Source organism: Desertivirga xinjiangensis (assembly GCF_024436435.1).
GTDB classification, from domain to species: Bacteria; Bacteroidota; Bacteroidia; order Sphingobacteriales; family Sphingobacteriaceae; genus Desertivirga; species Desertivirga xinjiangensis.
This window is the reverse complement of sequence record NZ_JAFMZP010000003.1, coordinates 548,500-566,049: the sequence shown is the minus strand read 5'-3', so window position 1 is coordinate 566,049 and position 17,550 is coordinate 548,500. Positions and strand designations below refer to the sequence as shown.

Genomic DNA, 17,550 nt, shown 5'->3' with positions numbered 1-17,550 from the left:
ACCAACAAGCAGCACGGCACCCCTGATAATCAAAGGCTTAACCAAGCACACTTGAAACAAGAAAATCATTTGCGGCATTGACGAGGATAAAATAGTTGTAAAATTACCTATCCGTATTTGACCGATTCATGCGGGGGATTTATCTCCTCTTAATTGTTTAGTGCATCGACAGCCGTCTGCGCTACATATTTCAAGAAGGAAGCAAATTCTGAGTCTATTCCAGCAGGTGTATAGCCAGGAGTGCTGGGAGATTCTTTGAAGAGAAAGTTATAGAAAGTTAAAGATCCCAGGAAGCAACCAGCCGTATTTGCATGGTGAGAATCAAAGCCAAAAGTACCGGCGTTCCAATAATAACCAATATGTAATGAATTGGATTGATCTGGTAATTGAGGATAAACAGGCTGGGAATAGTTGAATTCCAGATCCTTATTATATTTCCATCTGGAATTTGAACTTACCAGCCAAAAAGCATCGCCGGTGGGAATAATTCTTAAACCAAATTGCTCAGCATATAAGTGATAGGCTGCTCTTGATTTCTCCCACATTTCCTGTTCAGTTCTGGCATTTCCACCATAAATTTGCGTAAAAACCGTAGCGTCCGACCGATATGCCCAGGTTTGATGCAAAACAATTTCGGCATTTGGCTGATGTCTTTTTATGAACTCAATAAGATTTCCCAGATACGGCTGATAGGTTCCTTCTTTACCTGACATTCCAGAAACCTGTTGAATAGAAATGATATCCCAGGAATTCGTAGCTAACAATTCTTTTAGTGACTTTCCTTTGTAAGGTTTTCCATTCACATCATTTGCATCCGCCAAATTTTTCACCACTGCCTCCCAATGCAGCTGGAGTGAAAAACTTGACAGTTCTGCACGTCCTATGGTTAAACTATGCCTATTCTCGGCTGCTAATGCAGGCAAGAAAGTGGTAGCATTTTGGGAGAAACTGTTCCCAATCAAAAACAGTTTAATATTTTTCTTACCGGTGCTCGGGTCTTCAGGATTTGGCTTTGCTGGAGGCTCCGGGTTAGTCTTTACCGATTCATCAGTGTTGGCTTTCTTGGAACAAGCAAGGGCAGTCGATAGGAAAACCGCAAGCAATAAAACCAGCTTGATTTTAGTTAATTTCATATTTTAAATTTTAAACTAGTTCATTAGCCGGTTCGAGCTTTTTACTTTGGGAGATCACATGCACATCATGCATGCCCGAAAATAAATTGCTGTACTTATTATAATCGAATTCGCCTTCACTGTTAGCTACAACAACACTTGCTATTCCATTTCCGATAAGGTTAGTGATTGCCCTGGCTTCAGACATAAATCGATCAACTCCCAGTAAAATTGCCACATTTTCTACAGGCATGATCTTAAGAGCTGCTAAGGTTGAGCTTAACACTATAAAGCCACTTCCTGTAATCCCCGCCGCCCCTTTCGAGGTGATCATCAATATTCCAATTGCGGTCAATTGCTGACTAATTGAAAGCTCGACTTGAAATACCTGGCATAAAAAGATCAAAGCCATAGACAGGTAGATGGAAGTACCATCCAAGTTAAATGAATAACCAGTTGGAATTACCAAACCGACTACCGACTTCGAGCATCCAAACCGTTCCATTTTTTGCATCATACTTGGTAAAACTGATTCAGAAGACGAAGTGCCCAAAACGATCAATATCTCACTCCGGATAAATTTGAGATATCTCCACAAACTAATTTTATAATATCTGCATATCAGGTTAAGAACAACAAATACGAAAAGGCCGCATGTCAAATAAATCGCCCCCATAATTTTTGCCATGGGCAAAAGGCTTTGAATACCATAAGTTCCTATGGTGTAAACCATCCCCCCAAAAGCTCCTAACGGAGCTAGTTTCATCACCAGTTTCATGACATTAAATAGCGCCTGCGATATCCTTTCGAATGTATCAAGAAGAGGAACTCCGGCTGAGCCCATTTTACTTAAACCCGTTGCAAATAGTACGGCAAATAACAAAATCTGTAAAATATCCCCCTTGGCAAATGCATCAAATATATTCTCAGGGACTATATGAGTAAGAAATTCTGTCCAGTTGAAATCAGCGGCCTGTATTTTTGCAGGGAGTTTAATTGCGCTATCTACTACAGGTAAAACTCCTTGGCCAGGTTTTATCACATTTGCTAATATCACCCCTATTATGATGGCTAACGTTGTAATAATTTCGAAGTATAATAAAGCTTTTCCCCCAACACGTCCAACCTTTTTCATATCCCCCATTTTGGCTATCCCTAAAACTATTGTCAGGAATACAATAGGGGCGATAAGCATATTTATTAACTTAATAAATGTGCCGCTTAGTAACTTTGCTGTCACAGCAAAACCCGGCGCTAACAATCCTACAATCACTCCGGTTGTTATTGCCACGATAACCTGAACCGTGAGATTCCCCGCTAGTCTTTTCATTTGAATCGATTCAATTTGAATCTTTAATTTATTTTGCAGAAGGGTACCTGCTGACAACTTTCATTTGCGGACGGTCAATACCATTTTTTGGCTGTACAGCAAGATGGTAATCTCCCCACCATGGTCCGGCGGCCCAATAAGTTCCGTTAACCCCATTTTTTTGCAGGTAATCGAGCATCTTATCCAGGGTAACCAACCAACGAGGATCGTTGTCGGGAACTCCATACTCCCCAATAAAACCTTTAAGATTATTAGCCTTCAACCATTTAACAAACGGCATAGCCCTTACAATCCCGGTTTCTGCAGTAGCACGTTCCTTCTCATAGGAATATTTATAGCTTCCCGACGAATTTTCATCGAAATAAATGTGCGCTTCAAAAATCAAGTTATTCGCGGGGTCATTCAAATTTTTCAAATTTCCGCTATAGTAAGGCCACCGCTCTGCAGAGCTCCAGCTATCGCCACCTACCACTATGGCAGTTTTGGAATCTTTAGATCTGATGCTGGTGATAATTGCTTGCGCAATAGTAAACCATGAATTTTCTGCAGGCATATCGTGAGGTTCGTTCATGATGCCATATCCCCAAATATTTTTTTTATCTTTTAATAAGTCCGCAATCTTAGCCCATGCATTCGCTACTTGTTCAACAGGCACCCTTTCTGAACCAATTATCAGCCATTCACCTTCAACTTTTCTACGGCAATAATTATGCATATCCGGTAGAACCAATATTCCTCTCTCCGCAGCAGCATCAATCACTTCTGTAAAACGTTCCACTTCCTTAGCATCAAGACTTTCACCCAGAACAGGTTGCATACGTTCCCATAAAAAAGGAAGTCTGATCAATGTTAACCCTTTCGATTTGACATAATCGAGATCGGCCCCGGTAGGGTAAGTATAATCCTTATTAAAAACACCCGGCACATTGGCACCAAAATCCGCCCCCGCAAGATTAACCCCAAATGGAGCTGATAATGGTTTGGACGTCTGAGCACAGATCGCTCCATTGATAGCAACAGTAAGAAATACTGAACAGATAATTCCTTTCATATCAAAATAATTTTAAGCTAATCGGACACTTAGTGCAAAATCTTAGTGGCTATAAGATTGGTTTGATTAGTATACCAAAGTTATACAGACATGCAAATACAACATAATACTTTTCTAACCATTAGTAGTCAATAATTAGCACCGTTACAACAAAATCGAACATGGATTTTACATTTGCATAGGGTTTACCCTGCAAGCATATATTATCCGTATGCAACATTAAATATGAAAGATATCTCTTTATCTCATCATGGAGCTAATTGCAATGAAAAAATCAATTTTCCTGAGTCTACTTTGTTTCTCTATTCATTCATCTATCCTTTCGCAGGATTTGGACGTCAGCCTAAACAAGCGCTTTTTGCTTTACAAAAACAAACCTTTTGCTTGGATCGGCGACACAGCTTGGGAGTTGTTTCATGTACTTAATCGGGAAGAGGCGGATAGGTATCTTGAAAAACGTGCCAAGCAAGGTTTCACTGTCATTCAAGCGGTTATTTTGGCCGAAAGCGATGGACTGCGAAAGCCAAACGCCTATGGTGAATTGCCTTTTCTCAATCTATCGCCAGATGAACCTAATGACTTGTATTTTAGACATGTTGATTACATCATTAATAAAGCAGAAAAACTGGGCCTTGTTATGGCAATATTGCCTACCTGGGCAGATAAAGTCCCTTCAGATCGCGAAGGCTGGGGACCTGTAATATTTAATAAACAGAATGCAGAACACTATGGTAACTATTTAGGTCGAAGATATCTTAATAAGCCAGTTGTCTGGGTACTCGGAGGAGATAGAAATATTTTAAATGAAGAAACATTTCAGATTTGGAAAGCAATGGGCCTGGCTTTAAAAAATCAAAGCAAGGGCAGCCAATTGATCACGTATCATCCCGCTGGCGAATCTTCTTCCTCAAAGTGGTTTCAAAACGAAGCCTGGCTAGATTTTAACATGTATCAAAGTGGCCATGCTAAACGTTTTATGCCCGTGTATAAGTACGCTGAAACTGATTACTCCGTTTATCCCCCAAAGCCTTTTATAGATGCTGAACCAGCTTACGAAGACATCCCTGTTGAATTTTGGAAATACCTTAATTTCAAGAATCCAATCACAGTACCCGTGTCGATACTAAACAAAGATAACATCCTGATCAATAAAGGCTATTTCAAAAAAGGTTTTTTTTCAGACTACGACGTAAGACTTACTGCCTACTGGAATTTTTTATCCGGGGCTTGTGGTTATACATATGGTAATAATGCCGTCTGGCAAATGTTCAGGAAAAAAGGCACTTTTGTGATTCCCTGTTTAACAGACTGGAAGAAAGCGCTAAAACGTCCGGGCGCTAAAGACATTAAACACCTGAAAGCTTTACTGATCGAAAAGGGCTTTTCAAAGCTTGTACCCGACCAGAGTCTGATTCTTGGCGTGAATCGGCAAGATAGCACTCATATTCGAGCCGCACGGGCTGAAGACAATTCTTTTGCAATCATTTATTTGGCTTTAGGGCAACCCGTAGATCTAAACTTAAGCACTTTTAAAGGCCAGTTAACAGCCTATTGGTATAATCCTAGAAATGGAAGAAAAAATAAGATTAAAAATAGTCAGGAAAAAAACGGTCATTTCACTCCACCTAGTTCAGGTATAGATAATGATTGGGTATTAATATTAGAATGCAAGCCACACTATTAAAACCTTAGTCTCCAGTTACAACACTTTAACTTCGTATTAGCTATGAAAAAATCTATCAGATCGTTTACTTATATTATAGGCATCACTCTGACTGCTTTATTTCTAACAGATAATACTTGCCAGGCACAACATTCTTTATTGTCTAAGAAGAATAAGTTCAAAAAAAGTCCTGAAACAAAAATCGTATTAATTGCAGGCGAGAAAAGTCACCCGGCTGGTACTCATGAGTATATTAAGACGGTACGGCTGATCAAAACTATGTTAGACAATTCAACAAAAGGAATAAAGACCGAAGTACATCTTCACGGCTGGCCAGCAAATGAAAAAACCCTGGAGGACGCAGATTTAATTTTAATTGTATCTGATGGTCCGGATGGCTACAATTTTCGCGACTCGCCTTTTTTGACCAGGGAAAGGAGCAGAATCATCCAAAAACAAATAAACCGGGGTTGCGGAATCTCCTTGCTACACTTCTCCACCTTTTCGCCTTACGCTTACAGCCAAAAGATGCTGGAATGGGCAGGCGGATATTTTGATTGGCAGGATTCTTCCGGTAACCACCGAAAATATTCCGAAATTAAAGCTATTGAAGCTAAAGTAAATTTAGCAAGTCCAGAACACCCGGTTTCACGAGGAGTAAAACCATTTCAAATCATGGAAGAGTTTTATTACAACATACGATTTTCAGATACAGTCCAACGCTTTTCACCCATCCTTGAAGTACCCAGTCTAAATGGAAGACCCAAAACTGGTAATGTTATAGCATGGACCGTGGAAAGAAAAGATGGAGGTCGGGGATTTTCTGCAACTATCAACCACTTCTACTCGAACTGGGAAAATAACGACTATCGAAAAGTTCTCCTTAACGGAATAGTTTGGGCAAGCGGCATCGAAGTACCATCTACCGGAGTTGAGGCACGTTTTTACCAAGATCTGGAAGTCACTAAGCATATCTATAATAGAAGCATAAAGGCCTTACTAATAGCGGAAAGAGATTCGTCATCCGACGAATGGGGAAAAGGAACTCTCGCGATAAAGAATGCTATTGAAAAAGATAACCGGTTTCTAATAGATATCTCGAGCAATATTAATGACCTATGGCAATATGATTTAAGCGATTATAAACTTGTCATTCTAAATAGAGAAAATATAACCGGTATCAACTCTCACTCAAAACTCGCTTTAGAAAATTATTTAAGTAAGGGGGGTGGATTAATAAGCCTGGCCTTTCATAACAATAAAACTAGCGCAGCAACAGAAGAGTTGAATTGGCCTGCTTACAATCAGATATTTCGAAGAGAATTTACTAAAACAAAAAAAGAACCCAGGCAAAGGAAAAGAGAGGTCAGTAAGCTTCATGTAACCCCACACTTCATCACCAAAAATGTCCACGACTTCAAACTGCCGGGTATCCACCATTATTACCTGGCAGGAGATATGCCAGTCACAACCCTGCTTTCCAGCAAAGCACCTTCAAATAAAAGTCGCGCACTTGCATGGGTTTATCCCTTTAAACAGGGCAGGATATTTCAAACTCTTTTGGGCGATGATCCTAAATGGCTCAAATCGCAAACTGTTCAAAGAATTTTTAAAAACGCTGCCATATGGACTTCGGGTTACGAATAGTATAAGACTCTCATTAATTAATATGTTCTCAGAGCTTTTTTATCACCAAGTTGTTTAACCACTTTGGCTACCCCGTCCATATTCATTTTTAATCCGGCTTCCGCGTCGGGATGAGTATCTTCATTGATAATCCCAATGGGGCCATTGTATCCACTTTCTTTTACAATTTTCATCATTTCTAGTTCCTGATCACCTTCGCCTACAGGGACTACCTTTGCCGGGTTTTTGCCCTTCAAACCCATCAAATTTATAGCATATAAGTGAGGAAGGATCTTTGGAAAGAAATTAGGAAAACGATCAATGTCGTTTTCGGCATGATGAAAGTTATAAACAATACCAATATTTGATAATTTTAGATGGTTAATAACAGCCAGCTGATTTTCCGGTTCTCCGTACCAACCTCCATGGTTATAAAGAGCCACTTTACAACCTATTTTGGCAGCCTCTTTTGCAATATATTTTACAGGTTTTGAAATCGCTCTTATTTTCTCTTCCTGGCTCATTTTACTCAGATCGATACCACCAACCATAAACCATATTTCAGTTTTTGTGTTATTTCGTTTTAAGGCATCAAGTATCAATTTTAGGTTACCCTCTTTTTCAGGATCAGGGCCTGAATACATCCAAAAAGCCTGTAAATGTATACGGTGTTTTTTTAAGGTTTGAATTTCTTTGTCAAATGTTGGAATGTGCTTTTCCCGCCAATCATATGCAAGCTTGGTAATTCCCAGGTCATTTAACATCTGAGCACGCTGCTCAGGATCCCTTTCTTTAATATCATATGGTACAATACACCATGCCACCAAGTTGTCTTTTGAATAGATGCTGTTTCTTGATTTGTGATCTTTTCCCTTGTAAATGGCCCCACATCCCATAAAAAGACTGAGTACCGTTAATAATACACCTTTAACCCCTAAATTTTTTTTCAATTCTATCATCTGAGTATGTAATGTTCGTTCCTGCGATTTAATCCAATGTGTATGCCACATAGGCATCACCCGTTTTACCGCCCAATTTGCCCCCGCCTGTTGCCGGGATAACAACGTACTGCTTGCCATTTACAGCGTAAGTGCTCGGGGTAGCATAACCCCCATAGGGAAGTTTAGCTTCCCATAATATTTTACCTGTTTTTTTATCAAACGCCCTGAATTTTTCATCGCGGGTAGCCCCAATAAAAACCAAGCCACCTTTAGTCACTATACAGCCACCGAAATTTTCAGTTCCGGTAGGCGGAATGCCTTTTTTTGATAATTCTTCATATTCACCTAAAGGCACCCGCCAGCTAAGTTTCCCTGTAGTGAGATTAACAGCGTTTAGTGTCCCCCAAGGTGCCGCAGTGGCAGGATATCCCTCCTCATCAAGGAACTTGGTATAACCAAGCGACCGGTATTCTGGTTTATTCTTAGAGATGGCAATGGTTGATGTTTCTTTATTCAACAAAAAATCTGTCAAGTCAAGCATATCCTTCTCTTCAATCTGGGAAAAAGCCGGCATGGCATTCTTACCCTTTTTGACAATCTTTACAATGTCTTCAGCTTTATATTTTTTGTCTAGCTTCGTAAGATCTGGAGCGCTGCCTTGCCCTTCTCTATTTGCGCCATGACAACTGGAGCACCCCATTTTCAAAAAAACCGCTTTACCAGCACTAAGGGCTTTTTTATCACTCTGCCCTGAAACTGCTTCATTAATATCTTTCATCTTAATTAACCAGGCCAACTCATTGGAACTAACGAACAATTTGTTTTCTTTTTCGTCATATGCTCCTCCACCCCACTCCGCTCCACCATGAATTCCATAATAAAGGATCCCTTTTTTAGAAGGAGGAATAAACCATCCGGCATCCGACTCGGCAAACACCCTTTTTGCATAAGCATGCGCCTCGGGAGTGCGGGTGGTAAGGTCCTTTTCCGTAACTACCTGCTTTGCGAACGGCTCCGGCCAGGTTATTTTGGGTTGTGTTGGATAGGCATATTCTCCAGATAAAGTGGAAGCAGGAACAGGTACTTCCTCTACTTTAGAAAGCACCTCACCCGTGATACGATTAAAAAGCAGTATGTTCCCTGTTTTGGTTAACTGCATCACTCCTTTAACAGCTTTTCCGTTGTGTTTTAACCTTACCAATATAGGAGCACAAGGCATATCTAAATCCCACAGATCATGATGGATAGCCTGAAAATGCCATATTCTTTCTCCATCCTCGGCATTTAGAGCAATGATGCTGTTCCCAAATAATTGCTGCCCTTTATTCTCTCCGCGGTAGAAATCATCTTTTGGTTGTCCTGTTGAAAAGAACACCATACCGTTCTCTTCATCAACGGTTATGCCTCCCCAAACATTCACTCCTGCACCCTCCCTCCAAAAATCTTTGTTACCCCAGGTATCATAACCGTATTCTTCTGGCTTCGGAATAGTATTAAATATCCAGGCTCGCTTGCCGGTTTTAACATCAAAAGCACTTACATTCGACGGCGCACTCCAGCTTAAAGCTCCAACTATCACATAATTTTTATATACCATTGGCACTCCAGGTGAGGTAATGGCCATTTTATCCATTGGCCTTACGAGGTCCTCATTTAAATTAACTCTCCCTTCATATCCAAATTCTTTTTCTGGTTTGCCGGTGTACATATCAACCTGATATAAATAATTCCCGGCGGTAAATAACAGCTTACCCTTATTATTAGATTGCCAACAGGCGATACCCCTGTTGATCCCTCCAAATTGCTCGCCTTCTCTTGCCGGATTGAACCGCCATATTTCTTCCCCGTTCGTAGCATCCACGGCGATCAGCTCATGGGCAGGAGTCGTCACATACATCACTCCTCCGATCACAAGGGGATTACATTGAACATTTCCAGACATATTACCGGAACGATACACCCAGGCAACCTTCAAATTTTTTACGTTAGAAACATTTATTTCATCTAGTTCTGAATATTTAGTTTGTCCGGGGTCTCCTCCCCCCGCAACCCAATCAACCGTGTGCTCATACCGTTTACCAGGTACACAAGAAGTGCAGAACAACATTAAAAAGGATAAACCAACGAAACTATACAAAGAAATCTTTAATCGAATAGTCTGAAAAGAACAAACAGTCATACTAAATAATTACCCTTCCAAATTGATTAATATATAGGCAGTTTATATCTTCACTTTATTAACAGCCCAAGTTACTCGCTTTGCTGAAACATTTTCTGCTTTTTTCTTCTTCATTTTGATATACAAAAAGAAAAACCCAATAACCAAAATAGCTGGAAGGATAGACACGAACCTTAGTGTACCCGCACCAGCTTCTAATTTTATACGGGCCAGTTGCAAAGCCTGTTCTGAGCCGGCCACAGCTGTTCTAAGAACTTCAATATTTGAATAACCTGATCCTGAATCAGCCAATTGATTTTCATACACTATCCCAAATACAGGTAATATCAAAGATGTAGAAAGCAAACCTACTCCTCCCATCAATGACATTCCTAGAGGTCCGGTTTTAGGAAGGTTTTCTGATACGAAACCAATCATGGTTGGCCAAAAGAAACAAACACCGGCAGCAAACACTCCTGCTGCCGCAAACGCAATATACCCTTCTGCATAACTCAGCCAAATCAATCCGATTAATGAAAACACTGACGAAAAAAGTAGTAAACCTATGGTCGACACTCTTTTTAATATGAATCCGGCATTCGCTCTTCCAATAGTCATAATTCCATTTATAAATACCAAAAGAAGAATAGAAGGAACTCCCACTGTTGATAAGAGCTCAGCAATCCATTGATTAGTGCCCAGCTCGGTAGCCCCGGTAAGCAACATACAAAATATCATAAACAAGAACAGCGGCTTGAAACATTCTCTCAGCATATCTCTATCAGAAACACCTTTAGTAACTCGTTCAGATTTAGGAAAATGCTGTTTCAAAAACATCCATCCGTATACTATCGTTGGAACTATCATGAAGATCATTTGTACTCTCCAGCTCGCACCAGCAAGGGTGAGGATGTATGCTAATACTCCGCCTATCACAATACCTGCAGGGAACCAGATATGCCAGTCATTTATTTTCTTTGCTTTTTGATTCGTATACATACTGCTAACCATGGCATAGCTTGCAGATTCGACAAATCCATTCCCAATTCCAATTAATAATGTGGAAGAAAAGAGTGTCCAATAATTGGTTGAATAAATAGTCAATATAATTCCAGCAAAGTGTCCAATGAAAGCAATAAGAAACATCCGGCCCATACCAATATAATCACAGATTGGACCTCCGATAAACATAGCGATGGTGAATCCCCAAAATGCAGCAGACGAAATCTCTCCTATTTCTTGTGGACTCAATCCGAATTCGTTCGCTAAAACCCCCAAAAGGTTAGCTCTGATAGCAAATGTCAACGCTGTTACCACCAGGGCTACACTACTGGCATTAAAAAGCCTGACTCTATTGATCTCTTGCATGTGATTTCTTATTAGACTGGTTTGCAACTGAAGATATTTTAAAAGGTTGGAGTAACATGATGTAAACTCCAACCTTTTACCGGCTTTTCTATCTACACAGAATACTCCTCTGGAAAGTTGTATTCTTTTTTCCAGGTGTCTGCCATATTAGGATATTGTTTTTTGCATTCTAGATATTCACCCATCATTTTACGCATCGTAGGGCTTAGAGTATCAAGGTATGCTGGTGTAAGCAAATCGGAATTTAAGAGGTAGAAATGCCACGTTGGTGGAAAGTCTGCACTATGGTATCCCATGTGTAAAGTCCGGCGAGGAACTTTCATTTTCTCGGTAAATCCTCTGTGAATTAGATTGTTATTATAGAATACAGCCTGGCCAGCCTTCAAAGAAACCGGAATTCCACCCGGCATTTCTGCACCTATCGGCGCATAATGCTTTGAGCCTTTAAAAGCTTCATTTTCTGCCTCAGTGTTAGCTCTGAAATGGCTTCCCGGAACAACCCACAACGAATTCTCATCTACAAGAGGCAAGTTGATCTGAACACTGTTATGAAAACGTCTTGGCGAGAAAATCCAATCCTCAATTTCATCCTGAGGAATTTGGATAATATCTCTATGCCATCCTAATGAATACTCCGTACCTTCATTGGCTGCCAGAATTGATGCATTGTTCACAATCAAATTTGGCCCTAAAAGCTCTTCTACTGTTTTTAATACCACCGGGTGATGAAAAGCGTGGTGAATAGATTCCGTTCCGGGTTTTGTTAACAAATGGAAATAATATTGCCTTGCCTCCTTGCCAAAATCACTGATCTCATCCCCCAGGTGTTGAAACGATGAACTTCTTGTTTGTGTGTCTTCTGATTTAACATCAGGACTTATTAAGGCGTCCATTAAATGCCTGAAGTCATCTATTTCTTGTTGGCTCAATACATCTACAATAACGTACCCGTCTTCAAGGAATTTTTCTTTGTTAGATTTCATATTTTTTTAGAATTTATTGAATGGTGATCAGATGTTTAACTTCTGCAGAGGCGGCTCCAGCTTCCAGTACCTTAATTATTTTCAAGCCATCCTGGAAGCTGGGTACAATCTCTTTATCCTCATGTATTGCGTGAATGAAGTCTACTACGGCATGTATAAATGAATGTTCATAGCCAATTAGATGACCAGGAGGCCACCAGTTTTTGACATAAGGATGTGTAGGCTCTGTAGCAAGTATTTTTCTAAACCCCTGCTCGCCTTCCGGATCTTCGTTTGAATAGAAAAGTAATTCATTCATTCTTTCTAAGTCAAATACCAAACTCCCCTTACTACCATAAATTTCGAAGGATAATTTATTTTTTCGACCGGTTGCGAAACGGGTTGCCTCGAAGGAACCAATTGCTCCATTTTTAAACTGCACTAACATACAAGCGGCGTCTTCAACAGTCACTTCTCCTTTTTCACTTCCCTTGCGTTCTGCTTGCAAGTTTCCGGTTTTATAATCATCGGCAAGAGGTCTTTCTTTAATAAAGTTGGTTTGTAAGGAAATTACTGATGAGATCTCACCTACCAGGAAATGTGCCAGATCCACGCAATGGGAGTTCAAATCCCATTGAGGACCAGCTTGTGCGGTTTCCTTAAGTAACTGCCAGGTAAGAGGAAAATCAGGATCCACAATCCAGTCTTGCTGATAAGCTGATCGCCAGTGAAAAATCCTTCCCAGACGTCCATCGTCGATCATTCTCTTTGCCAGAGCTATAGCAGGCGTTCTTCTATAGTTGTGATTCAAATAGTGTTTTACTTTATTACTTTCACATATTAGAAGCATCTCTTCGGCCTGCCGGCTATTCATCGCTAAAGGCTTTTCACAAAATATATGCTTCCCCTCTTTTGCTGCTGCAATAGCGACTTCATAATGAAGATGTTGAGGGAGTGCAATATCAATAATATCGATATCCGGGCGGGTAACTAGTTTTCTCCAATCAGTTTCGGTTTCCTGCCAGCCCCATTGCCTGCAAAAATCTTTCAATGATCTTTCATTTCTGCCACAGGCCGCCTTCAATACCGGTTGTGCCGGAATATCGAAGAACAAAGGGGCCTTTATCCAGGCATTGCTATGGGCTCTTCCCATAAACTTATAGCCAACTATACCAACATTTAAGATATTATGCATACTCCAAATGTTGTGCTATGTTCCAGAGAACTTCCAAACTTCTTTTTACCACCTGCTCTTCCTGATTGATGTATTCAGGGTGCAAATAATCTATCTCTACAGCAAGAAAGCCATTATAATTATGGTGTTTTAATAGTTGAGCTAACTTTAGATTATTAATTAAACCACTTCCTGTAGGCACACATGAAAAAAAATACCACTCATTTACCGGAACTCCTTTAACCGGCATCAGGTCTTTAATATGTGTAGCAAACACATAAGGAGCCAGTTTCTCCATTGCCTGAATAGGGTCATCCATAACTCTCAAAAAGTTTCCGGTATCGAAATTCACCCCAAAATTTGGCAAATTTACATTGGTTACTAATTGAAGAATCTCATCTGAATTAAAGTCAATATGGTTCTCTACAGCTAGTTTAATATCATACTGAGCGGCAACCTTCGCAGCTTCAGAAAACATCTTACTGAGGCTATCCAACTGCCGTGTGTGATCTTCAAACCTGAACTGCAAGCTACTTCCCACTACACGCATTACTTTGGCACCAATTTTATCGGCATATTCAATATGCTGAATCATTTCTTCAAACGCCTGTTGATTCTTGCCTCCTTCCAGTCCGTCTGGATGCCCCCATGCATAAACCCGATCCATATTTTCTGTATCAAGAAAATCTCTTATCCCTTGTAAATAATCGTTATTGAAACGAGGAATAAAACACGACTCTAAGGATACTCCTTCGATCTCCAATTCTTTCGTTTTAAACAAGAAATCTTCGAAAGAAAGTTCTTTTTCCGGCTTTACCTGACCGGGGTAAACCTCGCCAAAAAGGCGGTGATAACAGTAACTATCTATTCCTATTTTCATATTACAGTTTAAAAATTCAAAGCTTTTCTTAGCTTCTAACCGATATGGCCATCTAACAAGCAGGATCCTTTACAAATCAGATGCTTTGGTTTATACCTGTAAATTTCCGATTAGAAGGGATCAACCTTCAATACTTTTTTAGCCATTTACAGTATAATCTCTTCCTTTTTAGTGAGCCACTTGAATGGAAAAAAAAAGTCGCTGTGGATGCCACAGCGACTTAATCATTTGTATATCACGAATACTATTCTGCGTATTTAAATTTACCTTGCATTACCTCGCGGAAAAACTTTCCCTGACTGGTAGGTGCGTAATCCCAGTTTTCTATCATCTGAGGAATCCATTCCGGATCAAAAACCCATACTACCCATGAAATTCCTTTTTTATTGAAGTAATTCATAATCGAAGCTCCATATACGCCGTCATCTTTTAAATTAGCATCTTCATCGCTGCTCATGAAGCCTAGTTCGGTGGCAATTACCGGGTATTTATCGGCTACAAATCCAAAATCAAGTTCCCATTTAGGCTCCCTTGGAATGGATCGCTTTCCAGGATAAGGATGTGTAACATAGGCTATCCCTTCCCTGGCTATAGGATTTTCCTTAACTGGTGTCAAATCGTAGGCCCAATTAAAACCAGCTACTAACGGTATAACATTTTTATTATGCACAAAGACCAAATCAATCAATTGTTCCATTAAGGACTTCCATCCGGCCCAACTAGCTGTTCCATACTGACCTTCGTATGTTGTGGGTTCATTAAAGAGCTCATAAAAAGCAACGGTAGGGATATCCTTATAATGTTCTGCAATGGTTCTCCAAAAATTAAAAGTTTCTTTCTTAGTGGTATTGTGCATGTCTTGCGACAGGATTTCCATTTGCAAATTGCCAATAGAGTGCCAGTCAATGATTATATATATTCCCAGTTCAGAACACCAGGTGACTGCTTCATCTAGAAGCTTAATATACTCTACGACACCCCGCTGATGATAAGCTACCGGATGTACTGGTATGCGGATTACATTTGCTCCCCAGCTCTTAATTACCTCGAAATGCTTTTTATTCCAACGCCCATCTTTTACCAACTTGTCAGGGTCAGATATTGAGACTCCTTTAAATATAATAACCTTCTCATTTTCATCGACGAAAGAATTTCCTTTGACTTTTATAAAATCGAGTTTTTTCGCTTTTGAGGATTGCTTATATGGAGGTATCACGTCTATATGCCACCAGTCTTTCTTTGCCTCATTGCTATGAAGGCCTGGTTGAGCAAACGCTTCAGCTAAACAGATAGAAAAGAGAATGATAACTAAGAGTTTTTTGAATCGCTTTTTCATATGAGATAATTACAATTCCAAAGAAATTGAATAATCGGAATACATATGAATATTAAACTGACTTTTTATTATACATTTTTATCCTGAAATTTCGCCATGGCATCCATAGAATGGTAACTTGAAGTGATTTCCTCCGTTAAGTTACAGCCGGTCAACCGGCTTAGAAGAGGTTAGATACAAATGTATAGTCAGGCAGGGCTTTCCCTTTGGATAACATAGGCCACCAGATGAAAAGAAGAAAAGAAGAACAAAAAAACACTAAATTTTTATCCTAATTACCAGCCTTAATCTCTCCCAGCTTCTCTACATCTTGCAGATTATACGGCGTTTCCTGATACACAAAATAGTTCAGCCAATTATTGAACAGCAGATTTGCATGACTTGTCCAGCAAACTAATGGAGAATTAGCAGGATCATTATCTTTATAATAATTTTGCGGAACAGGTACAGTAAGGCCCTTATTTACATCCCTGACATATTCCTCATGAAGGGTAAGCGGTGAGTATTCGGAATGGCCGGTGAGGTAAAACTCGCGTCCGCCTCTGGAAGATATAATAGCTACTCCCGCCTCCGGAGATTCAGACAAGATAGAGATCTCTTCATTATTAACCATATCGGTCTTCGAAATGGTGGTATGCCTGCTATGAGGAATAAAAAATTCATCATCAAAACCTCTCAGCAGGGGATGACCTTTTTCTGTTGCAGTATGTTTGAAAACGCCAAACAACTTTTCCTTCAAAGGTCGCTTTTCCACCCCATAGAAGTGGTACAAAGCAGCCTGGGAAGCCCAGCAAATATATAATGTGGAAGTAACATGTGTTCTTGCCCAATCAAAAATCTGAGTGATCTCATCCCAATAGGTTACTTCTTCAAATTTCAGCATTTCAACCGGGGCCCCGGTGATGATCAAACCATCATAAAAATTTCCTTTTATTTGGCCGAAACCTTTGTAAAACATTTCCAGATGCTCTTCCGAAATATTCTTTGAAGTATGTGAGTCCAGCCTCAAAAATTCCACTTCTACCTGCAAAGGGTTGTTAGACAGCAACCGGACAAAATCCGTCTCCGCTGTAATTTTTAGAGGCATCAGATTTAGGATAAGCACACGCATAGGGCGAATGTCCTGAGTATTTGCTCTCAGATCGCTCATTACAAATATATTTTCCTTCTTTAAAAGCTCTATCGCTGGCAGATTATCTGGTATCTTTACTGGCATTTAGCACTTCCCTTTTTCTTTAGAGTACAAAAATAAGAAGAATAACCCGGAACTTTAAACCAAGGAACGTCTATGACTATCCCGTGGCAATTGGTTGAAATAAAAATTTCTGAATAGGGTTATTTCCGGCGTTCTGGAAATGACCGGCTCGTGTTCGACTGGACCTCCGGAAAGCTTATTACTAAATACCGGAAGTGTTCGGGAAAGCAAGCCGGGCGCTTTTATAGTTGCCGAAGGTTTCCCGAAGCCGCTTCGCTTTTTTCCGAAGCCTTCCCGAACACTTCCCGAAGAAAGGATATATTTCCCCGAACAAACCTCGAACAATGGGTAGGGTTTTCCGAACAACACCTCGAAGCCCTCCCGAACACTTCCCGAACCAAGGGATAATCTTTCCCGAATCTTTTCGGTTGTTGTTCGGTTATACTTCCCGAAAGAAGATGATTGTTTTAAAAAGGATGTTGGTAGTATGTTAATTAAATTTATCAACACTCAACATCAGGTTAAAACACTTTATTGCTTTTATACCTAGCCTAAAGTAATTTGTATATGGATACTTTTTTGATTAAAGTGCCGGAAAATAAAACGGCCTTGGTAAAGCGGTAGTTAAAAGAGTTGGGAGTTACTATCAAACGACAAGCCGATGCTGCTTCCTTGGCCACGGAAATTATTAATTCAATTAAACCTGGCAGGAAGCCGACAATGGATGAAATCGTCCAGGAGAGCCGAATTGTAA

14 protein-coding genes are annotated in these 17,550 nt (G+C 40.1%); 2 read left to right on the top strand and 12 right to left on the bottom strand.

Going from position 1 to position 17,550, the window contains the following annotated elements; translation table 11 throughout:
• Positions 1-149: 149 nt before the first annotated feature.
• The 3 genes from J3P37_RS10620 to J3P37_RS10610 are packed head-to-tail and all read right to left on the bottom strand — an operon-like array spanning position 150 to position 3,493.
• A complete protein-coding gene (locus tag J3P37_RS10620; protein WP_256011089.1) occupies positions 150-1,133 on the bottom strand; it encodes a DUF4886 domain-containing protein in 984 nt (327 codons plus the stop codon).
• A gap of 10 nt (positions 1,134-1,143) precedes the next feature.
• Positions 1,144-2,442 carry a C4-dicarboxylate transporter DctA gene (gene dctA, locus J3P37_RS10615; protein WP_256011088.1) on the bottom strand — a complete coding sequence of 433 codons (1,299 nt, stop codon included), beginning with the start codon at positions 2,440-2,442 and terminating at the stop codon, positions 1,144-1,146.
• Positions 2,443-2,470: 28 nt separating this feature from the next.
• Positions 2,471-3,493 (bottom strand): glycoside hydrolase family 5 protein, encoded by a 1,023-nt coding sequence (locus J3P37_RS10610; RefSeq protein WP_256011087.1) that lies wholly within the window; start codon positions 3,491-3,493, stop codon positions 2,471-2,473.
• 265 nt (positions 3,494-3,758) lie between these two features.
• On the opposite strand from J3P37_RS10610, the gene J3P37_RS10605 reads away from it, so the two are divergent.
• Both J3P37_RS10605 and J3P37_RS10600 read left to right on the top strand, forming a co-directional pair.
• Positions 3,759-5,177: a glycoside hydrolase family 140 protein gene (locus J3P37_RS10605; protein WP_256011086.1), complete on the top strand. Its 1,419-nt coding sequence runs from the start codon at positions 3,759-3,761 to the stop codon at positions 5,175-5,177.
• 42 nt (positions 5,178-5,219) lie between these two features.
• Entirely contained in the window at positions 5,220-6,803 is a 1,584-nt protein-coding gene (locus J3P37_RS10600; RefSeq protein ID WP_256011085.1) for a ThuA domain-containing protein, read from the top strand.
• A 17-nt stretch (positions 6,804-6,820) separates the two neighbouring features.
• Here J3P37_RS10600 and J3P37_RS10595 read toward each other — a convergent pair whose 3' ends face one another.
• The 9 genes from J3P37_RS10595 to J3P37_RS10555 all read right to left on the bottom strand — a co-directional run bounded on the left by J3P37_RS10595 (position 6,821) and on the right by J3P37_RS10555 (position 17,306).
• Positions 6,821-7,741: a sugar phosphate isomerase/epimerase family protein gene (locus J3P37_RS10595; protein ID WP_256011084.1), complete on the bottom strand. Its 921-nt coding sequence runs from the start codon at positions 7,739-7,741 to the stop codon at positions 6,821-6,823.
• A 28-nt stretch (positions 7,742-7,769) separates the two neighbouring features.
• On the bottom strand, positions 7,770-9,830 hold the full coding sequence (locus tag J3P37_RS10590; protein WP_256011083.1) for an outer membrane protein assembly factor BamB family protein: 2,061 nt from the start codon (positions 9,828-9,830) through the stop codon (positions 7,770-7,772).
• A gap of 114 nt (positions 9,831-9,944) precedes the next feature.
• On the bottom strand, positions 9,945-11,249 hold the full coding sequence (locus tag J3P37_RS10585; protein ID WP_256011082.1) for an MFS transporter: 1,305 nt from the start codon (positions 11,247-11,249) through the stop codon (positions 9,945-9,947).
• A gap of 92 nt (positions 11,250-11,341) precedes the next feature.
• Positions 11,342-12,232, bottom strand: coding sequence for a phytanoyl-CoA dioxygenase family protein (locus tag J3P37_RS10580; RefSeq protein ID WP_256011081.1), 891 nt, complete (start codon positions 12,230-12,232; stop codon positions 11,342-11,344).
• Between the two features lie 13 nt (positions 12,233-12,245).
• Positions 12,246-13,406: a Gfo/Idh/MocA family protein gene (locus J3P37_RS10575; protein ID WP_256011080.1), complete on the bottom strand. Its 1,161-nt coding sequence runs from the start codon at positions 13,404-13,406 to the stop codon at positions 12,246-12,248.
• Positions 13,399-14,265: a sugar phosphate isomerase/epimerase family protein gene (locus J3P37_RS10570; protein WP_256011079.1), complete on the bottom strand. Its 867-nt coding sequence runs from the start codon at positions 14,263-14,265 to the stop codon at positions 13,399-13,401. Before J3P37_RS10570 ends, J3P37_RS10575 begins: the two co-directional genes overlap by 8 nt.
• 244 nt (positions 14,266-14,509) lie before the next feature.
• On the bottom strand, positions 14,510-15,601 hold the full coding sequence (locus J3P37_RS10565) for a glycoside hydrolase family 5 protein (RefSeq protein ID WP_256011078.1): 1,092 nt from the start codon (positions 15,599-15,601) through the stop codon (positions 14,510-14,512).
• A gap of 271 nt (positions 15,602-15,872) precedes the next feature.
• Positions 15,873-16,817 carry a homoserine O-acetyltransferase MetA gene (gene metA, locus J3P37_RS10560; protein ID WP_256011077.1) on the bottom strand — a complete coding sequence of 315 codons (945 nt, stop codon included), beginning with the start codon at positions 16,815-16,817 and terminating at the stop codon, positions 15,873-15,875.
• A gap of 54 nt (positions 16,818-16,871) precedes the next feature.
• Positions 16,872-17,306: a hypothetical protein gene (locus tag J3P37_RS10555; RefSeq protein ID WP_256011076.1), complete on the bottom strand. Its 435-nt coding sequence runs from the start codon at positions 17,304-17,306 to the stop codon at positions 16,872-16,874.
• Positions 17,307-17,550 lie beyond the last annotated feature (244 nt).

Coding starts and splice junctions, on each gene's coding strand:
- metA (WP_256011077.1), bottom strand. CDS start 16,817: ATGCCAGTAAAGATACCAGATAATCTGCCAGCGATAGAGCTTTTAAAG.
- J3P37_RS10585 (WP_256011082.1), bottom strand. CDS start 11,249: ATGCAAGAGATCAATAGAGTCAGGCTTTTTAATGCCAGTAGTGTAGCC.
- J3P37_RS10575 (WP_256011080.1), bottom strand. CDS start 13,406: ATGCATAATATCTTAAATGTTGGTATAGTTGGCTATAAGTTTATGGGA.
- J3P37_RS10605 (WP_256011086.1), top strand. CDS start 3,759: ATGAAAAAATCAATTTTCCTGAGTCTACTTTGTTTCTCTATTCATTCA.
- J3P37_RS10570 (WP_256011079.1), bottom strand. CDS start 14,265: ATGAAAATAGGAATAGATAGTTACTGTTATCACCGCCTTTTTGGCGAG.
- J3P37_RS10610 (WP_256011087.1), bottom strand. CDS start 3,493: ATGAAAGGAATTATCTGTTCAGTATTTCTTACTGTTGCTATCAATGGA.
- J3P37_RS10600 (WP_256011085.1), top strand. CDS start 5,220: ATGAAAAAATCTATCAGATCGTTTACTTATATTATAGGCATCACTCTG.
- dctA (WP_256011088.1), bottom strand. CDS start 2,442: ATGAAAAGACTAGCGGGGAATCTCACGGTTCAGGTTATCGTGGCAATA.
- J3P37_RS10590 (WP_256011083.1), bottom strand. CDS start 9,830: ATGTTGTTCTGCACTTCTTGTGTACCTGGTAAACGGTATGAGCACACG.
- J3P37_RS10620 (WP_256011089.1), bottom strand. CDS start 1,133: ATGAAATTAACTAAAATCAAGCTGGTTTTATTGCTTGCGGTTTTCCTA.
- J3P37_RS10595 (WP_256011084.1), bottom strand. CDS start 7,741: ATGATAGAATTGAAAAAAAATTTAGGGGTTAAAGGTGTATTATTAACG.
- J3P37_RS10565 (WP_256011078.1), bottom strand. CDS start 15,601: ATGAAAAAGCGATTCAAAAAACTCTTAGTTATCATTCTCTTTTCTATC.
- J3P37_RS10580 (WP_256011081.1), bottom strand. CDS start 12,232: ATGAAATCTAACAAAGAAAAATTCCTTGAAGACGGGTACGTTATTGTA.